The organism is Bacillus sp. FSL R5-0286 (genome assembly GCF_038593245.1).
Lineage (GTDB): Bacteria > Bacillota > Bacilli > Bacillales > Bacillaceae > Bacillus > Bacillus altitudinis.
On sequence record NZ_CP151977.1, the window covers coordinates 2095543 to 2112930 of the forward strand.

A 17388-nucleotide genomic window follows, 5' to 3' on the forward strand; every position below is an offset into this window, starting at 1 on the left:
CAAATATCGTTTATTCAAAGCTTCTTTCCGATATGTGTTGCTGCTACACCGCCTGTAAATGGATGATACGAGACATCAGATAGACCGGCCTCTTCAAAAAGAGACGCCAATTCTTTCATGCCAGGGAACGTTTTGGCTGATTCTTGAAGCCATGAATACTCCTGATAGCTTTTGGCAAACAGCTTGCCAAAGAGCGGCATGATGTATTTGAAATAGACATAATACCCTTGTTTAAACCCAATCATCTCAGGCTGTGATGTTTCAAGGCAGACAACCATTCCCCCGGGTTTTACCACTCGTGTCATTTCCTTTAGCACTGTTAAGTAATCAGGGACATTTCGAAGGCCAAAACCGATTGTGACATAATCAAATGAGTTGTCCTCAAAAGGAAGCTCCATTGCATTGCCGTGGAGCAGCTCAATTTGATTGTAGCCGCCTGTTTTCACCTTCGTTTCGCCAACACTCAGCATATTTTTACTGAAGTCAAGGCCTTTGACCTCGCCTGTTTCTCCAACAGCGTCTGCAAGCGCAATCGTCCAATCGGCAGTTCCGCAGCATACATCTAGCGCTTTGGCTCCTTTTTGAACATTCATGAGCTTCATTGTTTTATCGCGCCATTTTTTATGCTGTTTAAAGCTAATGACAGAGTTCATTTGATCATAGTTTTTATAAATTTTTTCAAATACACCGTGTACTCGCTGTTCTTTTGATTGCTGCATGACTTACCCTTCTTCCACTTTCTGATGGTACGCAGGTTCATTTTTCATATGATCCAAGCGATTTAATAGCTCTTTTTGAACGATCGGAGATGAAACTAGATGCTCCTTGATTGATCGTTTGGCCTTTTCATAGCCTTCACTTTCAAAGTTGTCAAAACATGTATAGGCGTCCGTATAGCTATCGTTCAAAAAAAGTTTTAAATGTTTGTCGTCTTCTGCTTGTTTCATAAAACGTTTATAAACAAGGAAGCGACTTGCAATTTCATTCCAATGCGTCAATTGAAAGTGCTCAGAAATTCTTTGGAATAGCGCAGATTCTACTGTAGCAACACTTTTATAAAAGTGGGCTGCATCTTGAATGGATCGATCATATAGTCTAATTTTATGTTCATTAATCTCTTTGATCGCCGTGGCGAGAGTACGGATCATGTAAATATCTTTCATGTCAGAGAGAAGAGAGTAATAGAGACCGCTGAAATAGTCTCCTGCTAGGATGGTCAACTGACGATTTTTGAACTCGTCTTGTTTGATGGCTGCAGCAGTTGTGACTTCGTCATGGGTATCAAGGGCAATTTGCACAAGCATCGCCGTTAAAATATAATTTTCTTTTTTCTCAGCATCGATTTGAGCTTCATCAAACATTGCATGAAAAAGAAGGAGCTTATCTTCATCGATGAGCGGCGCACGCAAATGCTTCGCCAAATAAGGATGAGAAAGCTTTTTGTTTAATTTTATATTCAGATTAGATAAAATTCCGTAGATGTCTTGCAAAGATATCACCCTTGTCCCAAAAATTACAGTTTCATATGTAGCTCTCTACATTGTATAGAGATTTATTATACCATATCAGGCCTGACTTTCATGCTATCAAGTGCATAGTCGTGCGTTATTTCTTTGCTTCGCTTTGAATTTCACCGAAGCTTGTTTGAATGACAGCATCGCCCCGCACTTTGATGGCTGATGTGTGCTCAGTAAATTGTGCGATAATGACTTCACCTTTATCGAGCTTTTCGGAATGGTGAAATCTTGTATCGGAACCTCTAGTTAAGCCGATCACATTGACACCATTATCAATGGCTTTAATCACCACAAAATCAGATGCTTTATTTTCACTCAATCTGTTCACCTTCCATCTATGGATTAGTCGTTTTTAATAAATGAAAGCACTTCTGCTCTTGCTGCCGCATCATTTGCAAATGTACCGCGTACGGCTGAAGTGACTGTTTTAGCGCCGGGCTTCTTCACTCCGCGCATCGTCATACACATATGCTCTGCTTCAACGACAATCATCACACCATGTGGATTTAAAGTTTCCACCATACTATCTGCAATCGTTGATGTAATGCGCTCCTGAAGCTGCGGGCGCTTTGCCACGGCTTCTACTGCTCTCGCTAGCTTGCTGAGTCCAGTTACTTTTCCGCCGCGCGGAATATAAGCGACATGGGCTTTGCCATAGAATGGCACAAGATGGTGTTCACACATTGAATGAAAAGCAATATCTTTCACAAGAACAAGTTCTTCATGATCTTCACCAAAAATGGTTTTAAAATGTTCTTTTGGATCTTCATTTAATCCCGAGAACACTTCTTCATACATTTTTGCTACTCGTTTTGGGGTATCAAGAAGTCCCTCACGATCTGGATCTTCTCCGATTGCTTTTAATATATCGCGTACCGCGTGTTCGATTAATTCTTTATTTATTTCACTCATGTATTATATCCTCCAAAGGCGATTACATTTCATTCAGATTCTAGCACACTTCAGATCCTAAAAGCAAAGGAGAGCGTTCTAAACAAACCATTTGATTCAAAAGGAAAAGCCCCTTATCAAAGGGGCTTTTCTAGACCAGTGTGAAACTGTATATGTATAACTCCTTCAATAGGATCATTACACATAACGATTATTTACCTGCCACCGCGTCTTTAAGTGCTTTACCTGGTTTGAAAGCAGGTACTTTGCTTGCAGGGATTTCGATCTCTGCACCAGTTTGTGGGTTACGTCCTTTACGAGCTGAACGCTCACGTACTTCAAAGTTACCAAAACCAATAAGTTGGATTTTGTCACCATTTTTAAGTGCATCTAAAATTGTATCAAAAACAGAATCAACTGCTTTTGTCGCGTCTTTTTTAGATAACTCGCTTGCTTCAGCAACCGCGTTAATAAGTTCTGTCTTGTTCATGCCTTTCACCTCCTCCCAAAAATATGCATTCAATAGATTGTTATCATTTCTTCACAATTCATCTTCTTTCTATACACTTTTTTTGAAAAAAAGAGCGTCTAGAAAGCGTCATACATGGCTTTTCATTAGAAAACTTCTCTTTGAAGGAATGTTTGTCCAACAAAGTGAAGATTTTCTGTAAGTAGATTAACACATATGAAATACCATATCAAGCATTTTAAAGGGAAGAATCCTTATTCGTCAAGGATTAAGGGCACTTTTGCGAACGAATATTCCTAATTTCAGCCTGAATCTGACTAATCTTTATACAATTGTCTTTTTATGACTTCACCCGCACGTAAAAAAAGACCCCCATCAATGAGAGGTCTCACATCCTATAGAATAATCGCGATCAGACCGCCTGATCCTTCGTTAATAATTCGTTCAAGCGTTTCCTTTAGTTTATACCTTGCATTTTCCGGCATCAGCGAGAGTTTTGCTTGAATGCCTTCTCTGACAAGCGAGCTGAGTGAGCGTCCAAATATATCGGAATTCCAGATAGAAAGCGGATCATCCTCAAAGTCTTGCATTAAGTATCGGACGAGCTCTTCACTTTGTTTTTCTGTTCCGATAATCGGCGCAAACTCACTTTCTACATCTACCTTAATCATATGAATAGATGGCGCGACTGCTTTTAATCTGACGCCGAATCTTGATCCTTGCCTAATGATTTCCGGCTCATCTAAACTCATATCCGACAAAGCTGGTGCCGCAATTCCATAACCAGTCTGCTTCACCATTTTTAAAGCGTCAGACACTTGATCATACTCCGTTTTCGCATGTGCAAAATCTTGCATGAGCTCAAGAAGGTGATCTTTGCCCCTAATTTCCACACCAACCACTTCTTTTAGGATATGATCATATAGATCATCCGGCGCATACAGATCAATTTCTGCGATCCCCTGACCCATTTCAATGCCCGCTAAGCCCGCTCTTTCGATAAAATCGAATTCACTGAACTGACCTACCACTCGGTCAACATCTCTTAATCTCTTAATATCCTTGACGGTTTCTTTCACTGAATCCTGATAACTCTCTCTTAGCCAATGATCTTCTTTTAGTACCATAACCCAGCTTGGCAGGTTCACATTCACCTCAAGCACTGGGAATTCATATAATGCTTCACGAAGTACACTGAGGACGTCTTGTTCTCTCATACTTTCGACACTCATCGCGAGTACAGGAATATCATATTTTTGACTAAGTTCCTGCCGCAGTGCTTCTGTTTCAGGGTGATAAGGTCTCACAGAGTTGATCACCATAATAAAAGGCTTTCCAACTTCTTTGAGTTCGTCAATGACACGTTCTTCTGATTCAATATAGTCATGTCTTGGGATTTCCCCAATAGATCCATCTGTTGTAATCACAACACCAATGGTTGAATGCTCTTGAATGACCTTGCGTGTACCAATTTCCGCTGCTTCATGAAACGGGATTGGCTCTTCATACCACGGAGTATTAATCATTCTCGGACCATTTTCATCTTCATATCCGCGTGCACCAGGCACGGTGTAGCCTACACAATCGACAAGCCTAATGTTGACATCCAGGCCGTCACTCACGTGAATGGATGCCGCTTGATTTGGCACAAATTTTGGCTCTGTGGTCATAATGGTTTTTCCTGCTGCGCTTTGCGGCAATTCATCCTGTGCTCTTGCACGGTCTGCCTCATTATTGATATTCGGGAGCACCACGAGCTCCATAAACTTTTTAATAAACGTAGATTTCCCTGTACGAACAGCTCCAACGACTCCTAAATATATATCGCCTCCTGTTCGTTCAGCGATATCCTTGAAAATATCGACTTTTTCCAAGTGATCCCCTCCCGGACTTGCTATCCTCGTTTTCAAATAAAATACTCTATACTTCAATCAAACGGTGCTTGAAAGGTGTCAGGACAATATATGTGTATGACGTTGTCCTATTTGAATATGACACCTTTTTTGTTTTGAGAGTATGTTTAGCCATAAAAAAACCTTTCTCCTCATTTATATGCAGAGGAGAAAGGTTCATTCTTGTTTATGACGTCTTTTTTTCTAAAAAAGCCGGCTCACCTTTTTTGTTGATCGTATATGGAACAGAAAACGCTGGTACAAACGGGGTTTCCTGCCAATAGACATCTTGAATATTTTCACCTGGTTTCAGCTTTTGTTTCGTATTTTTCAAAATCTGGGCAAAATCACTGCGATAGTCAACATAGATTTCGCCATTTGAGGAAATCAGTAATGGAAGTGATTCACCCGTGACAGGGCTCGTCACTGTAGGCGGTGCTTTTAACCCTAGTTTTTTTTCATTTAACGTATATAAATCTTTGGATACTACTTTGCCATATGGCGGATATGTATGTTCATCTTGATATATTTTGATCCTTAGACGTAATTCACTGATCGTTTGTGTCATTTTGACATCAAGCAGTTTCACCGTTGGATTTTGTTCGACGTCTGTGAGGACATAGATATATTCGCCCCCGCCTTCAAAAGATGTCGACGGTACATCATGTAAATATCTTGGTGACAGACGCTTAAAGTCAATGACATACTTCTGATAAATCGGTGTGTCGCCTTCTTTTGTTTCAATCGGTAAAAGGCCATTTGTCGCTTTTTGAAAATCTTCAATCGCTGTCTGCACACTTTGCAGCTGCTCTTTATATGGCACGCGGTTTTCAGCTTTGCGATTCTCTGGATAGAGGCACCCCGTAAGTAAAATAAGTGTTAACAGCATGACACTGATTTTTGCTTTGATCATCACATTCTTCCTTTTTCTTTATTCATTGACCGGCCCGCTAACTACAACTAAAAACACAATGATACCTGATATGAGCATTAAGCTGTACGCGACAGTTGAGGCTGTTATTTTCAGAAATCGGCTCTTCAACTTAAACCTACTCAAATAAATGGTTACAACGGCTAAAAACATGAGCCCCATTGAACCAAGCGCAAACCACATCTTGATTAAAGCAAAACTCATCGTGCCTGTCCCCCTTTAATATAAACGAATTGTAAGCGTTTATATTTCATTCTAAACCAAAATTAAGTAAAATATCAATCATTTTTCCAATCATTCAGAAAAAAGTGAATAAAAAAACTGAAGCAAAGAGGGGGACTCTGCTTCAGTCATTAGGTCGACTATTTTTCCTCATTCTGTAGAGGCAAAGCTCTATTCAAACTTCATTGTTATGTTATGCAAGTCTTCCCCTTCTTGCATCCTCTACACGCCTAAGTTCAGTCTTCCAATTACTTTGTTTGGTTTTCGAACATGTTCACAAGGTCTTCCATCTCATGTGTTTTCACACGTGCCATCAAGGATTCTACAGCATCGTCAACCTTTTTCCCATCAAATAGGACGCCGTAAAGAGCCTCTGTAATCGGCATGCTGACCTTGTATTCTTTGGAGAGCTGATAAGCGCCTTTTGTTGTGCGGACGCCTTCGACAACCATCCCCATTTTTTCAAGCACTTCTTCGAGCTTATATCCTTTACCGAGTAAATTCCCGCAGCGCCAGTTACGCGAATGAACACTTGTACATGTGACAATCAAATCTCCAACACCTGTTAATCCGGCGAACGTAAGAGGGTTTCCTCCCATTTTTGTGCCGAGGCGGGCGATTTCAGCAAGCCCCCTTGTGATGAGCGCTGCTTTCGCATTATCGCCATATCCGAGTCCATCTGTGATCCCTGCCGCAAGAGCGATGATGTTTTTCAGCGCCCCGCCAATTTCCACCCCAATCACATCAGGGTTGGTGTACACTCTAAAATTATTGTTCATGAACAAATCTTGAACAAATTGAGCTGCTTCAATATTTTCTGACGAGACAGTCACAGTTGTCGGATGACGCAAGCCAACTTCTTCAGCGTGACTTGGTCCTGACAGGACAACCACTGCTTCCCTTTTCGCTTCTGGGACTTCTTGTTCAATCATTTGAGAAATTCTAAGAAGCGTATCTGGTTCAATTCCTTTACTGACATGAACAAATGGCACCTTTGACGTAATGAACTCATTGGCCTGTTTCAATACTTCTCGAATAGCCTTTGTTGGCACAGCGACAATAATCGCATCTGTCCCTTCTAGTGCCTGTTTCATATCTGTTGTCGCTTGAATAGACGCTGGCAATGCAACATTAGGCAAGTAATCATGATTTTCATGTTTCTCGTTGATTTGATCAATTAATTCTTGTCTATGTCCCCACATGTGTACATCATGATGATTATCAGCTAATACAAGCGCAAGAGCTGTTCCCCAGCTCCCTGCTCCAAGTACTGAAATTTTCTTCATCCTGCTCACCCTTTTTATTTTCTCGCTCTCGCAAATATTTTAATTGGTGTTCCTTCAAAACCAAATGCATCTCGAATTCGGTTTTCTAGGAAACGCTCATAAGAAAAGTGCATAAGTTCTGGATCATTTACAAACACAACAAAGGACGGCGGTTTGATCGCCACTTGTGTTGCATAGTAAATTTTCAGACGCTGTCCGTTATGGGTCGGCGTTGGGTTCATTGCTACGGCATCCATGATAATATCATTTAGAATGTTAGTTTGAACGCGCATCGCATGATTTTCACTAGCGGTAATAATTGTTGGCATTAACGTGTGAATTCTCTTTTTCGTAAGAGCAGACATGAATAAGACAGGTGCATAATCAAGGAATTGAAAATGCTCGCGAATGTTTTGCTCAAATTCCTTCATTGTACGCTCGTCTTTTTCAACAGCATCCCACTTGTTCACAATGATCACAACGGCTTTACCCGCTTCGTGTGCGTAGCCGGCAATACGTTTATCCTGTTCAATAATGCCTTCTTCACCATCAAGAACAACAGCGACAACATCCGATCGATCAATGGCTTTCAACGCACGGAGTACACTGTATTTCTCTGTTGTTTCATATACTTTCCCTTTTTTTCTCATACCGGCTGTGTCGACAATGACAAAGTCACGTTGATTGTACGTAAACATTGTATCTACAGCGTCTCTTGTTGTACCAGCGATGTTGCTGACAATGACACGTTCTTCACCGAGCATCGCATTCACCAAAGAGGATTTCCCTACATTTGGGCGGCCGATTAAGCAGAACTGGACCACTTCTTCATCATACTGTGTATCTGGTAAGTTTTTGAAATGCTCTGCGACAGCATCAAGCAGATCACCTAGACCGAGCCCGTGCGTTCCAGAAATCGGATACGGTTCGCCAAATCCAAGTGCATAAAAGTCATACACGTCGCTTCTCATTTCAGGGTTGTCCAATTTATTGACAGCAAGTACGACAGGTTTTTTCGTGCGATATAAAATTTTTGCGACTTCTTCATCCGCAGATGTGACGCCATCTCTTCCATTGACCATAAAGATAATAACATCCGCTTCATCCATTGCGATTTCAGCCTGATGGCGAATTTGCGCCAAAAACGGCTCATCTCCAATATCAATTCCACCAGTATCTATTAAATTAAAGTCATAATTTAACCATTCAGCAGAGCTATAGATTCGATCTCTTGTTACACCAGGTGTGTCTTCTACAATCGATATTCTTTCGCCTGCGATTCGATTAAAAATTGTAGATTTTCCAACGTTGGGCCTTCCAACAATGGCTACGACAGGTTTACCCATAGTACCCTTCCTTTCAATCCAGCCGCGATTCAATATGTTCATCATCATGTTTCAACCGGGATTTATAATTTTCATTCAGTTTTATGAAATAAACCCTTCAAACATGAAGGGTTCAACTTATATATTATATCAATTTTTAATCAGACCACAATGAATAACTTAAAAATGTTTGACGATCAAGTAAAGATCTTCTCCAATGCCGTGTGCAATTCCATCTAAAATGGCCTCTAAATTCATGGCATACATGTCGAGCTCTTCTTTATTTTCACAGAAAAAAACGGCTGTTCCGCCAATGACCCGCTCTTTATTTGTTGTCGCCACAGCCAATATAAATTGTTCAATGGTGTTCGCCATGCCCTATTACCTCACTTTCTTTTTAATGAAATCTGTCGGCATTCTAATGGCATTTTCTAAAATAGGCACCTCTTCTAATACACGGACAGCTAAATCTTCACGCTGCCATTGCGGTAAAATGAATACGCCAAGTGTGCCATTATTCAGATCACGTTTTGCGAGCGGACAAAGCGATGGTTCACCAGAATCTCGGTATACACCAAGCACGTTGGATAAATCAAATAAGATAGCTTGCCGCTGCCCAAGGTTTGCGATGGTTGTGGCCGAGTTAAAATTCTTCGGAGTCAAGATGAACCCCATTCCATGCTCTAAAATCAATTTTTGCTTTTCAGGCAGCCCAATATTCATAATGTAAATATCATTTACGTAAAGTCCTGCGCCGTCAAAGCGAAGTTCCCCTTTTTGAATATTCACGATATCCTTTAATTGGCTCCCTGACATTAATAGTTTTGCCATGAAAAAACAAAGAATACCGACCACGGTCCCAACGACGAGCGAAAAGAAAATACAGGCGGTCGTTGTAATAAGGGCAGTAAGAATGGCAATATAATTTCGACTTTCAAAGGCGATCGCAATGCCTTCGATATATGTACTGCCTCGTGAGACAAGCTCATACGAATCCATTTGGGTCAATGTATTTCTTTCCATATTACGCACATCACGAAATTGCGTGGCTGCAAGCGTCAGAAAGGTAATGGCAGTGAATTCTTCCTGGATCAGCGCAGGCATAATAATAGCACCAAGCCCTGATGCGATAAAACCTAGCGCAATGTGAATCACTTGTCCATGAATATATGTGGGATATTGCCGATAATCAGTTCTTAGCATATAAAGCCTAGCCGCCATCCCAAAGATGACACCAATAATCACAGGAAACGTGTAATCCGTCATGTTGATTTTGCAGCCCCTTTTACTGGTTTTCTAGATGAACGGGTGTTCAAGAGTTTTTCAAGCTGACCTATACCTAATAGAAAGACAGCTCCTTGAACAGCCATGGAAAGAAACGAGAGATCTCCTATGACAATGGAAGATGTGAGGCGATGAATCGTAAGCGCATAAAGGGCTTCCCCCAGACATATAGCCATCATCCATAAAGTGATCCGTTCCGTTAACTGATGCCCATATGTTAAACACATCAAGATCAGCAAGGCAAATACAACCCAGTCCACCTTTATTATCGTGAACCAAACTGGATCATATAATGCAAAAATCATAAAAAAGGCATACGCACTGACCATGGAACCTAATTGCATGATTCGCATGATTCGATGAGCAGGCCGAAAGATCACGAATGACATGCAAGCATATAAAAAGGTCATCAAAAATCCTGCATTGATCCTAATGTCTAAAATAGAAACCATGACATGACTGCATATAATATGAATGAGAACACATACGCCCAGCACATTGCGCCACGTGCTTTTCTCCATGATAAATGTCACCATAATCCAAACGAACCATATTGACCAATAATAGTACAATGCCTCCAACCCTCATCACCTCAATTACATTATGGGAAAATCTCCAATTTTTAAACATATGAGAAGGTGCGGGATTTGCATGAAATAAACAAGAGGTGACACCCTAATAGTTGAGGAGGGATGTATGATGGGTAAGGATAGACAGGAAAAACGCCTAAAGGCATCAAGAAGAGTTGAATCTGATCGCGATCAATCCATTCATCACAAAGGGGCAACAACTTTAGAAGGCCCGGAAGACGCTCGCAAAAGAAATCAATAAAAAAAGACATGTGATTACCACATGTCTCAGCGTGCAGACAAACCCTCGCATTCAGTGTCAGTCCTGCGCATTGGTGCTCACGAATGTCAAATTCGCTCCGCAAAAAGTAGCTGTCTTTCATAGACAAAAAAAGTTTTCTTTCACGCTGAAAAGAAGACAAAGGGCTACATTTCATTTAGTCCTTTGTCTTCTTATTTCTTAAACTATAGTACGTAGTATCCACGCCTCTTTCTTTTAGCCAATGACTTGTTTCCCCTGTAAGCACAATCGGAGCTTGCCTTAGCTCCTCCATTGTTTTCATGCCAAGTACTGTCATCAACATCTTCACATCATCTTGTAGATCAATGATATCAGAGATGAGGCCCTTTTCTCCTCCACTCGTCAGGGATTTTAAGAAAAAGCCGGCTAATCCAACGGCAGACGCACCAAGAGCAATTGATTTTGTCACATCAAGTGCATCTTGAATGCCTCCAGAAGCTAGGACGGTTTGATCTGGAAAGGCTGTATGTACTTCAGCCAGACTCGCTGCAGTTGGAATTCCCCACTGGTCAAAATAGCGAAGTGCTTTTTGACGGCGCAAGTTCTCGATTTTAGAAAAATTCGTTCCCCCAAATCCACCTACATCAACAGCAGCAACTCCAGCATCAAATAATTTCTTTGCTGTTTCCTTACTCATCCCAAATCCAACTTCTTTGACGACAACAGGCACCTCAATTGATTCAGCAATGGCTGAGATCCGCTCAACAGCACCTCTGAAATCACGATCTCCTTCAGGCATGACAATCTCTTGAATCACGTTTAAGTGAATTTGAAGCATGTTTGCCCCCAGCATGTCAACGGCATCCCGTGCTTGCTGAATTGTCGCCTCACTGCCCAAATTGGCAAAAACGAGTCCATCTGGATTCACCTTTCGAACCACTTCATACGTACGACGTTCGTCTGCATCTTTCAGTGCAGCCATTTGTGATCCGACTGCTACTGGAATATTGGTTTCCTTCGCTGCGATAGATAAAGAGCGATTAATCTCATAGGTCGATTCTCCGCCTCCACCAGTCATTGCATTGATAAAAATTGGCGAACCGAAAGTCAGTCCGCCAATTGTCGTATGTGTATCAATTTGTGATGTCGCAAGATCTGGTAAACTGGCGTGAACGAAGGAAACATCTTGTAAACCTGTTGCTGCATGCTGGCCAGTCGACAAAGCATGCTCAATATGCTGTTTCTTTCTTTCTGCTCGCGTCAATTTTGATCACCAAATTATTTTAGTTTATTGAGTTTATCACCAATCAGGTCACCAAGCTGGAATCCGCTTGTATTTTCTTCTTTCGCCTGATATTGACGGTAATCCTCTTCGATTTGTTTTTCAGGATTCTCTTCTAATTCACGAATGCTAAGTGAAATGCGCTCTTCATCTTCATTGACATCAAGCACTTTCACTTTCACAGTCTGCCCTTCTTCAAGGACTTCTTGAGGAGTACCGATATGCTTGTGTGAAATTTGGGAAATATGCACAAGTCCTTCTACACCTGGCAGAATTTCAACAAATGCTCCAAAGCTCACAAGGCGTTGAACGGTTCCTTCAAGAACATCACCTTGTTTTACCTTTTCACCAATTTGGCTCCAAGGTCCTGGTAATGTTTCTTTAATAGATAGTGAGATACGTTCGTTATCGCGGTCAACAGCAAGAACTTTGACTTTCACTTCCTGTCCTTCTTCAACAACGTCAGATGGCTTTTCGACATGCGCATGGGATAGTTGAGAAATGTGAACTAATCCATCAATGCCGCCAATGTCAACAAATGCACCAAAGTCAGTCAGGCGCTGCACTTTTCCATCAATCACACTGCCTACTGCAAGCTTTTGCAGGAAGTCTTGCTTCTTGTCTAATTGTTCTTGCTCAACGACTGCACGATGCGATAGAATCACGCGGTTTTTTTCGCGGTCAAGCTCTACCACAACAAGCGAGAGTGTTTTTCCTTTGTAGTCAGTGAAGTCTTCTACATAGTGTGCCTCAACAAGAGACGCAGGAATAAATCCGCGAACACCAATGTCGACCACTAGACCACCTTTGACAACGTCTTTTACTTCTGCTTCAAATACTTCTTTTGTTTCAAACTTTTTCTCTAGGTCTTCCCAAGCGCGGTCTGCATCAACAGCACGTTTCGATAAAATCAAAGCATCGTCTTCGACTTTTGTTACTTTAAGCTCTAACTCGTCGCCATCTTTCACGACATCTGATGCTTTTTCAACGTGAAGACTTGATAATTCACTGATTGGGATGATCCCAGGTTGTTTCACATTGACGATATCTACATTGACATGCTTGTCCTCAACTTTAGAAACAATCCCTTTCACTACATCTCCAACCTCTGGTACCTGAACATCGATTTGATTCATTTCCTCTGTCATTTCGATAACCTCCTTGGTCCAAACCTACACAGCTTAGTTAAAACGACTGGGTGAATATGTGTCCTTAGCATGATGATTGCCAGCCGAATATGTATTATAGAAACATTCAAATCAACAGAATTGCTTGAATGATCAATAAAAATAGTATTAGTATAAACTTCTAATAAAAGACCTTGTTTGTCAAGAGATAAACCTCTAACTTATAAAAGTTTTCTAAAATTTCTTACTGTTTTTCTACACGCTCTGCTGCATCTAAAATTTTACCTGCAACCTCTTGAATAGAAAGGGAAGTCGTGTCAATTTCAATGGCATCATCTGCTTTCTTCAGCGGTGATACCTCCCGCTCAGAATCAAGCTTGTCACGTCTTGCAATCTCTTCGATCAGTTGATCGTAATTGACATCATAGCCTTTTTTCTGATTTTCTTCAAAACGACGTTTTGCTCTTTCCTCTACTGACGCAAGCAAGAAAATTTTCACTTCTGCATCTGGAAGAACATGCGTGCCAATGTCTCTTCCATCCATGACGACACCGCCTCGGTTCCCCAGCTCTTGCTGCCTGCGGACCATTTCTTCCCGGACAGCTCTATGCTTTGCAACAACAGAGACTTGATTGCTTACGCGGTCTGTTCTGATGTCTTCTGTGACATCGATCGTGTCTAAATGTACTTTTTGACCTTCGTCAGTTGACACAAGTTCAATGACTGTGTTTTTCAATAACGCATCAAGTGCCTGTTCGTCTTCAAGGTCTACGCCTTGATTGAGTGCTGCAAGTGTAATTGCGCGGTACATCGCACCTGTATCGATATAAATATATGATTTTTTCGCTGCGACAATTTTTGCCACAGTGCTTTTTCCTGCTGCAGCAGGACCGTCAATTGCGATAGATAATTTCTTTTTCATAATACCTCTCCTTGATTGAATCTCCCTTATGAATTGTAACACGATCACCGCTCAAACGGGGGAATTTTCTATCAATCCTTTTGCTTAAATGTCTCAATCCAATCTTCAATGCTCATGTTATTCACACCCTCGTATTGTACGACTTTTGACAAAAATAGTTCTCCTTTCGTCAAGTGAAGGGTGACCTGAACCGCCAAAAGCAGAATGAGCTGAATGAGCACTGCTTTGAATAGCCATCTTTCCATTGTTTTCATACAAAAAGCCTCCTACGCTAGATTCTTTCTCTCTAGTATGGAAGCTTTTGACAACCTTTATTCTTATACTTTTTTCACACGTGTTAGAAGCTGCTGCTGGAAGCAATACTTCATGATGTGTTGCTGGTGGTCGTTTGTGATTTCAGTAAATTCCATGATCGCTCTTGTTTTCCCCGTCTGTTCATCTTGATAAACACGATTCATTTCTGCAATCGCTTTAATTTTCACTGGTTCTTTAAGTGAAAGTTCAAACTCTGTGACGACCTCGCCATATTCTTTTAGTGAGACACCTTCTGGAACAGCAATTGCTACACCGCCAGCACTCATATTGACAATAAATGTGTCGAAGGTTTCTTCACCATTTTGCGTAATGGACGCTTTCACCATCGTATCCACTCGAAGATATTCTCTTCGCTGAAGCCGAATCATTTCTTCTTTTGGCGGAATCGAAACGACAATCATCGGGATATCTTCTTTTCTTTTCCCAATGACTTTGCTTGTACATTTGTATGGAATTTGATTTTCATCGAAAAAGAAGACGGTGATTTCTGTTTCTTGATTTAAATAGATCGTGCGCCCCGTTTCTTTATCAGCTGGATAATTAATGCAAATATCATCGTTATTATTTTCCAAAACTTTCGATTTTGCGGTTTTCACTTCTTTGTTCTCATTGACATACTCAATTGTGATTGCATCCCCTATTTGTAACATTCCTCATCACTCTTTTCATCTGTGAAATCGTATCCTCTCTTATATTAAACCATGTATAAAACAAAAGGAAAAGGCTTATTCGCCTTTTCCTCGCTCCCTTTTCTATAGGTCTTTATATATAGGTTCTGCATTTTTTAGTTTATCTACTCTTTCTTCTTTTCCAGTATCTGCATTAATGAACATTCGATACGTGTCGTTTTTAATGGTTCCTAAAAACTCATAGCAGAGAACTTCCTCTGACATATCATTTTGAACAAGAGCTACATGTGTATCCTCGATCTTCACATGTTTATTTAAGGTCTTTTCAGCTTCTTTTCGAGAAATCTTTGGTGCTTTTATGTCACGTTTTCTGTGATTCATTAAATAGTCTTTCGCTGAGAATCCCACAACCTCACCATCATCTAAAGCGACTTTCATTCGAATACTATCTGGATAAAGCAATACGTTATTCTGTAAAGGTACATAGGTAAATACGCCGATATTATCAAATTGCGCACTCTCATCTAAATGAAATGATTCGGTATCGAATCCATGCTTCTTTAAGAAACTTAGTGCTTTTTCTGAGGCATCATTTAAACTGATTTTTTGTTTTTTCACTTCACGGTTCTGAAGAAGATAGACAGGATGGCCGCCTTTTTCAGTCAAGTCTAAATAAAAGTTTGCCCGGTTGTCTGGGTCAGACATTGACAGGCTGTAGACATCACGGTTCGTTTTACTCCCACTTTTTCTCACCTTGAAATCTTTGTTATGGTCAGGCGCAAATTGCTGGGCGATACGGATCGCTTCTTTTTTTGAAATCTTTTGCCCTTTTAAGTGATTGTAGCCTTGCGTTTCTGATTCAGTTGACACATTTGTAGGGCCAAGATCAACATCTGCAAACGCATCAGCATTTCTCTCAACGGTTTTTAATCCGTCAATGATGGTGTTGTCGTTTTTTCGATCTCCATCAGCCAGTGCCATCTCAACATCCATCCATTTTAAATTTTTGTTGAGTACGAGATGCTGCACTTGTCTAAGTTCGTTTTGAATATCTGCCGCTTGATCATATAAAGTGGTAATGGTTTTGTGTGTATCTTTGTTTAATGGTTCATCTGATAAAGATTTAAGTGACGATTTGTAGCTAAAGTCACCGACATTCGCTAGAAACTCTTCTGTTTTGTTAAAAGGCATCAATGTGAGCGGGAGCTGACTGACATTGTTATGCGCTTCTGATGACATTCTCCATACATCTGCCAGTGCTGGAGATATAGATGTTTGGCTATTCATCGCAAGTGTTGCGCCAAGTTTATCGTGCAGCTGATCGACTTGATACGTTAAATCATGGAAGGCTCTTTGATAGTTGTTCTCTGCATGAAGCAGTACTGCATCTTTTTCTTGATGCTCTTTATAGCCCCAGTATCCTGTTGAGATGACAGCAATTCCTAAAATAGCAATCAATATTCCTCTGATCATTTATTTACACCTCTTTTTATTCACAGAAAATATGTTTCCCGATTCGTTTAATTTGTGGTCTTCCCCAAATCCATGGGCTTGTCGCTGTATCAGGATTAAAGTAATAAACGGCGCTTTCAGATGGGTCCCAGCCATTAATGGCATCAAATACTGCCTTTTTAGCGGTTTCATTTGGCGCCATATAAAATTGTCCATCTGCTACAGCAGTAAACGCAAGCGGTTCAAAAATGACACCAGCAATCGTGTTTGGAAAGGTCGGGTTGTTTAAACGGTTTAAGATGACGGCTGCGATCGCTACCTGTCCTTCATAAGGTTCACCTCTCGCTTCACTATAAACAGCTTGTGAAAGAAGCTGTATGTCATTGCTTGAAAAACCACCTGGCATGTTGGCTGCTGTTTGTTTCGGCGTTTGATTTGCTTGACCATTTCCTGACTGCTTTCCAGACGAGCTGTTTCCTCCGCTTTGACTTTTTTGATTCTCTTTTGCACCTTGTGCTGTCTTTTTTTGCGTGTTTCTTTGCGCAGGAGCCTTTGTTTGCTGATCAAGAGGTTTCCCGCCATAGTGCGTAAACTGATTCCCTTTTTGCAGCTGCTGCTGCACAAACTCTTTATAGTATTTCGTCTTTTGAACTAATAGGCTTTTTGTTTTTTCCCCTACGAGTCCATCAACTTTCTTTACACCAAACTGGCTTTGAAAATTGCGCACGGCCCAGTAAGTTCCCCAGCCATACACCCCGTCTATTTTTCCATTGTAAAAACCATTGTATTGGAGCCTTGCCTGGAGCTCGACGACATCTTCTCCTGTAGCTCCCCGCTGAATCACTTGATTCGTGAAAGCTTCACTTTTTTCAGCTGTCATCAATGAAGACGCGAGCAGAACAATTGAGAAGATAAGGACGATTTGTTTCATAAAACGAGCTTTGTCCATATTTGATCCTCCTGTACTTTTGATGTTTGAATATATGTTTCTTCCGATCCCTATTTTTATACATTCATCACAGGAGGGAATTGGATGGAAAAGACAAAAAACGCCC

21 protein-coding genes are annotated in these 17388 nt (G+C 40.9%); 1 reads left to right on the plus strand and 20 read right to left on the minus strand.

Annotation, left to right across the window (positions count from 1 at the left end):
* Positions 1-14: 14 nt before the first annotated feature.
* The 13 genes from NST24_RS10635 to NST24_RS10695 form a co-directional block, all read right to left on the minus strand.
* Positions 15-719, minus strand: coding sequence for a demethylmenaquinone methyltransferase (locus tag NST24_RS10635; protein ID WP_007500957.1), 705 nt, complete (start codon positions 717-719; stop codon positions 15-17).
* Between the two features lie 3 nt (positions 720-722).
* Positions 723-1490, minus strand: a complete 768-nt coding sequence (locus tag NST24_RS10640; RefSeq protein WP_024718505.1) for a heptaprenyl diphosphate synthase component 1 — start codon at positions 1488-1490, stop codon at positions 723-725.
* Positions 1491-1605: 115 nt separating this feature from the next.
* A complete protein-coding gene (mtrB, locus tag NST24_RS10645; protein ID WP_008344541.1) occupies positions 1606-1836 on the minus strand; it encodes a trp RNA-binding attenuation protein MtrB in 231 nt (76 codons plus the stop codon).
* 23 nt (positions 1837-1859) lie between these two features.
* Positions 1860-2429 carry a GTP cyclohydrolase I FolE gene (gene folE / locus NST24_RS10650; RefSeq protein WP_003215789.1) on the minus strand — a complete coding sequence of 190 codons (570 nt, stop codon included), beginning with the start codon at positions 2427-2429 and terminating at the stop codon, positions 1860-1862.
* 190 nt (positions 2430-2619) lie between these two features.
* On the minus strand, positions 2620-2898 hold the full coding sequence (gene hbs, locus NST24_RS10655; protein WP_003215863.1) for a non-specific DNA-binding protein Hbs: 279 nt from the start codon (positions 2896-2898) through the stop codon (positions 2620-2622).
* Positions 2899-3272: 374 nt separating this feature from the next.
* Complete coding sequence (gene spoIVA / locus NST24_RS10660; RefSeq protein WP_008344534.1) at positions 3273-4751, minus strand: stage IV sporulation protein A; 1479 nt, start codon at positions 4749-4751, stop codon at positions 3273-3275.
* 205 nt (positions 4752-4956) lie between these two features.
* Positions 4957-5682: a hypothetical protein gene (locus NST24_RS10665; RefSeq protein ID WP_007500961.1), complete on the minus strand. Its 726-nt coding sequence runs from the start codon at positions 5680-5682 to the stop codon at positions 4957-4959.
* Positions 5683-5700: 18 nt separating this feature from the next.
* Positions 5701-5904 carry a DUF2768 domain-containing protein gene (locus NST24_RS10670; RefSeq protein ID WP_024718503.1) on the minus strand — a complete coding sequence of 68 codons (204 nt, stop codon included), beginning with the start codon at positions 5902-5904 and terminating at the stop codon, positions 5701-5703.
* Positions 5905-6170: 266 nt separating this feature from the next.
* The gene (locus NST24_RS10675; RefSeq protein WP_178930300.1) at positions 6171-7208 is read right to left on the minus strand and encodes an NAD(P)H-dependent glycerol-3-phosphate dehydrogenase; all 1038 of its coding nucleotides are present in this window, start codon (positions 7206-7208) and stop codon (positions 6171-6173) included.
* 14 nt (positions 7209-7222) lie between these two features.
* A complete protein-coding gene (der, locus tag NST24_RS10680; RefSeq protein WP_008344528.1) occupies positions 7223-8533 on the minus strand; it encodes a ribosome biogenesis GTPase Der in 1311 nt (436 codons plus the stop codon).
* 159 nt (positions 8534-8692) lie between these two features.
* Positions 8693-8887 (minus strand): hypothetical protein, encoded by a 195-nt coding sequence (locus tag NST24_RS10685; protein WP_008344527.1) that lies wholly within the window; start codon positions 8885-8887, stop codon positions 8693-8695.
* A 6-nt stretch (positions 8888-8893) separates the two neighbouring features.
* Positions 8894-9778: a YIEGIA family protein gene (locus tag NST24_RS10690; RefSeq protein ID WP_007500964.1), complete on the minus strand. Its 885-nt coding sequence runs from the start codon at positions 9776-9778 to the stop codon at positions 8894-8896.
* Positions 9775-10317: a hypothetical protein gene (locus NST24_RS10695; RefSeq protein WP_160757557.1), complete on the minus strand. Its 543-nt coding sequence runs from the start codon at positions 10315-10317 to the stop codon at positions 9775-9777. Before NST24_RS10695 ends, NST24_RS10690 begins: the two co-directional genes overlap by 4 nt.
* A gap of 178 nt (positions 10318-10495) precedes the next feature.
* Between NST24_RS10695 and NST24_RS10700 the strand changes: the two genes are divergently transcribed.
* Positions 10496-10627, plus strand: a complete 132-nt coding sequence (locus tag NST24_RS10700) for a YpzI family protein (protein ID WP_008344525.1) — start codon at positions 10496-10498, stop codon at positions 10625-10627.
* A 175-nt stretch (positions 10628-10802) separates the two neighbouring features.
* Here the strand turns inward: NST24_RS10700 and fni are convergent, their stop codons facing one another.
* The 7 genes from fni to sleB form a co-directional block, all read right to left on the minus strand.
* Positions 10803-11870 carry a type 2 isopentenyl-diphosphate Delta-isomerase gene (fni, locus tag NST24_RS10705; RefSeq protein ID WP_046527082.1) on the minus strand — a complete coding sequence of 356 codons (1068 nt, stop codon included), beginning with the start codon at positions 11868-11870 and terminating at the stop codon, positions 10803-10805.
* A gap of 14 nt (positions 11871-11884) precedes the next feature.
* Positions 11885-13036: a 30S ribosomal protein S1 gene (gene rpsA / locus NST24_RS10710; RefSeq protein WP_008344519.1), complete on the minus strand. Its 1152-nt coding sequence runs from the start codon at positions 13034-13036 to the stop codon at positions 11885-11887.
* 223 nt (positions 13037-13259) lie between these two features.
* Entirely contained in the window at positions 13260-13937 is a 678-nt protein-coding gene (gene cmk, locus NST24_RS10715) for a (d)CMP kinase (RefSeq protein ID WP_017359766.1), read from the minus strand.
* Positions 13938-14008: 71 nt separating this feature from the next.
* On the minus strand, positions 14009-14191 hold the full coding sequence (locus NST24_RS10720) for a YpfB family protein (protein WP_008344514.1): 183 nt from the start codon (positions 14189-14191) through the stop codon (positions 14009-14011).
* Positions 14192-14254: 63 nt separating this feature from the next.
* Positions 14255-14902: a flagellar brake domain-containing protein gene (locus NST24_RS10725; protein ID WP_007500975.1), complete on the minus strand. Its 648-nt coding sequence runs from the start codon at positions 14900-14902 to the stop codon at positions 14255-14257.
* 102 nt (positions 14903-15004) lie between these two features.
* Positions 15005-16354 (minus strand): germination protein YpeB, encoded by a 1350-nt coding sequence (gene ypeB / locus NST24_RS10730; RefSeq protein ID WP_008344510.1) that lies wholly within the window; start codon positions 16352-16354, stop codon positions 15005-15007.
* A gap of 16 nt (positions 16355-16370) precedes the next feature.
* Positions 16371-17282: a spore cortex-lytic enzyme gene (gene sleB, locus NST24_RS10735; protein WP_008344509.1), complete on the minus strand. Its 912-nt coding sequence runs from the start codon at positions 17280-17282 to the stop codon at positions 16371-16373.
* Between the last annotated feature and the right edge of the window lie 106 nt (positions 17283-17388).

Excerpts from the sequence above, each read along its gene's own strand:
- NST24_RS10635 (WP_007500957.1), bottom strand. The coding sequence starts at position 719 with ATGCAGCAATCAAAAGAACAGCGAGTACACGGTGTATTTGAAAAAATT.
- folE (WP_003215789.1), bottom strand. The coding sequence starts at position 2,429 with ATGAGTGAAATAAATAAAGAATTAATCGAACACGCGGTACGCGATATA.
- hbs (WP_003215863.1), bottom strand. The coding sequence starts at position 2,898 with ATGAACAAGACAGAACTTATTAACGCGGTTGCTGAAGCAAGCGAGTTA.
- NST24_RS10665 (WP_007500961.1), bottom strand. The coding sequence starts at position 5,682 with ATGATCAAAGCAAAAATCAGTGTCATGCTGTTAACACTTATTTTACTT.
- NST24_RS10670 (WP_024718503.1), bottom strand. The coding sequence starts at position 5,904 with ATGAGTTTTGCTTTAATCAAGATGTGGTTTGCGCTTGGTTCAATGGGG.
- NST24_RS10675 (WP_178930300.1), bottom strand. The coding sequence starts at position 7,208 with ATGAAGAAAATTTCAGTACTTGGAGCAGGGAGCTGGGGAACAGCTCTT.
- der (WP_008344528.1), bottom strand. The coding sequence starts at position 8,533 with ATGGGTAAACCTGTCGTAGCCATTGTTGGAAGGCCCAACGTTGGAAAA.
- NST24_RS10685 (WP_008344527.1), bottom strand. The coding sequence starts at position 8,887 with ATGGCGAACACCATTGAACAATTTATATTGGCTGTGGCGACAACAAAT.
- NST24_RS10690 (WP_007500964.1), bottom strand. The coding sequence starts at position 9,778 with ATGACGGATTACACGTTTCCTGTGATTATTGGTGTCATCTTTGGGATG.
- NST24_RS10695 (WP_160757557.1), bottom strand. The coding sequence starts at position 10,317 with ATGGAGAAAAGCACGTGGCGCAATGTGCTGGGCGTATGTGTTCTCATT.
- NST24_RS10700 (WP_008344525.1), top strand. The coding sequence starts at position 10,496 with ATGGGTAAGGATAGACAGGAAAAACGCCTAAAGGCATCAAGAAGAGTT.
- rpsA (WP_008344519.1), bottom strand. The coding sequence starts at position 13,036 with ATGACAGAGGAAATGAATCAAATCGATGTTCAGGTACCAGAGGTTGGA.
- cmk (WP_017359766.1), bottom strand. The coding sequence starts at position 13,937 with ATGAAAAAGAAATTATCTATCGCAATTGACGGTCCTGCTGCAGCAGGA.
- NST24_RS10720 (WP_008344514.1), bottom strand. The coding sequence starts at position 14,191 with ATGAAAACAATGGAAAGATGGCTATTCAAAGCAGTGCTCATTCAGCTC.
- NST24_RS10725 (WP_007500975.1), bottom strand. The coding sequence starts at position 14,902 with ATGTTACAAATAGGGGATGCAATCACAATTGAGTATGTCAATGAGAAC.
- ypeB (WP_008344510.1), bottom strand. The coding sequence starts at position 16,354 with ATGATCAGAGGAATATTGATTGCTATTTTAGGAATTGCTGTCATCTCA.
- sleB (WP_008344509.1), bottom strand. The coding sequence starts at position 17,282 with ATGGACAAAGCTCGTTTTATGAAACAAATCGTCCTTATCTTCTCAATT.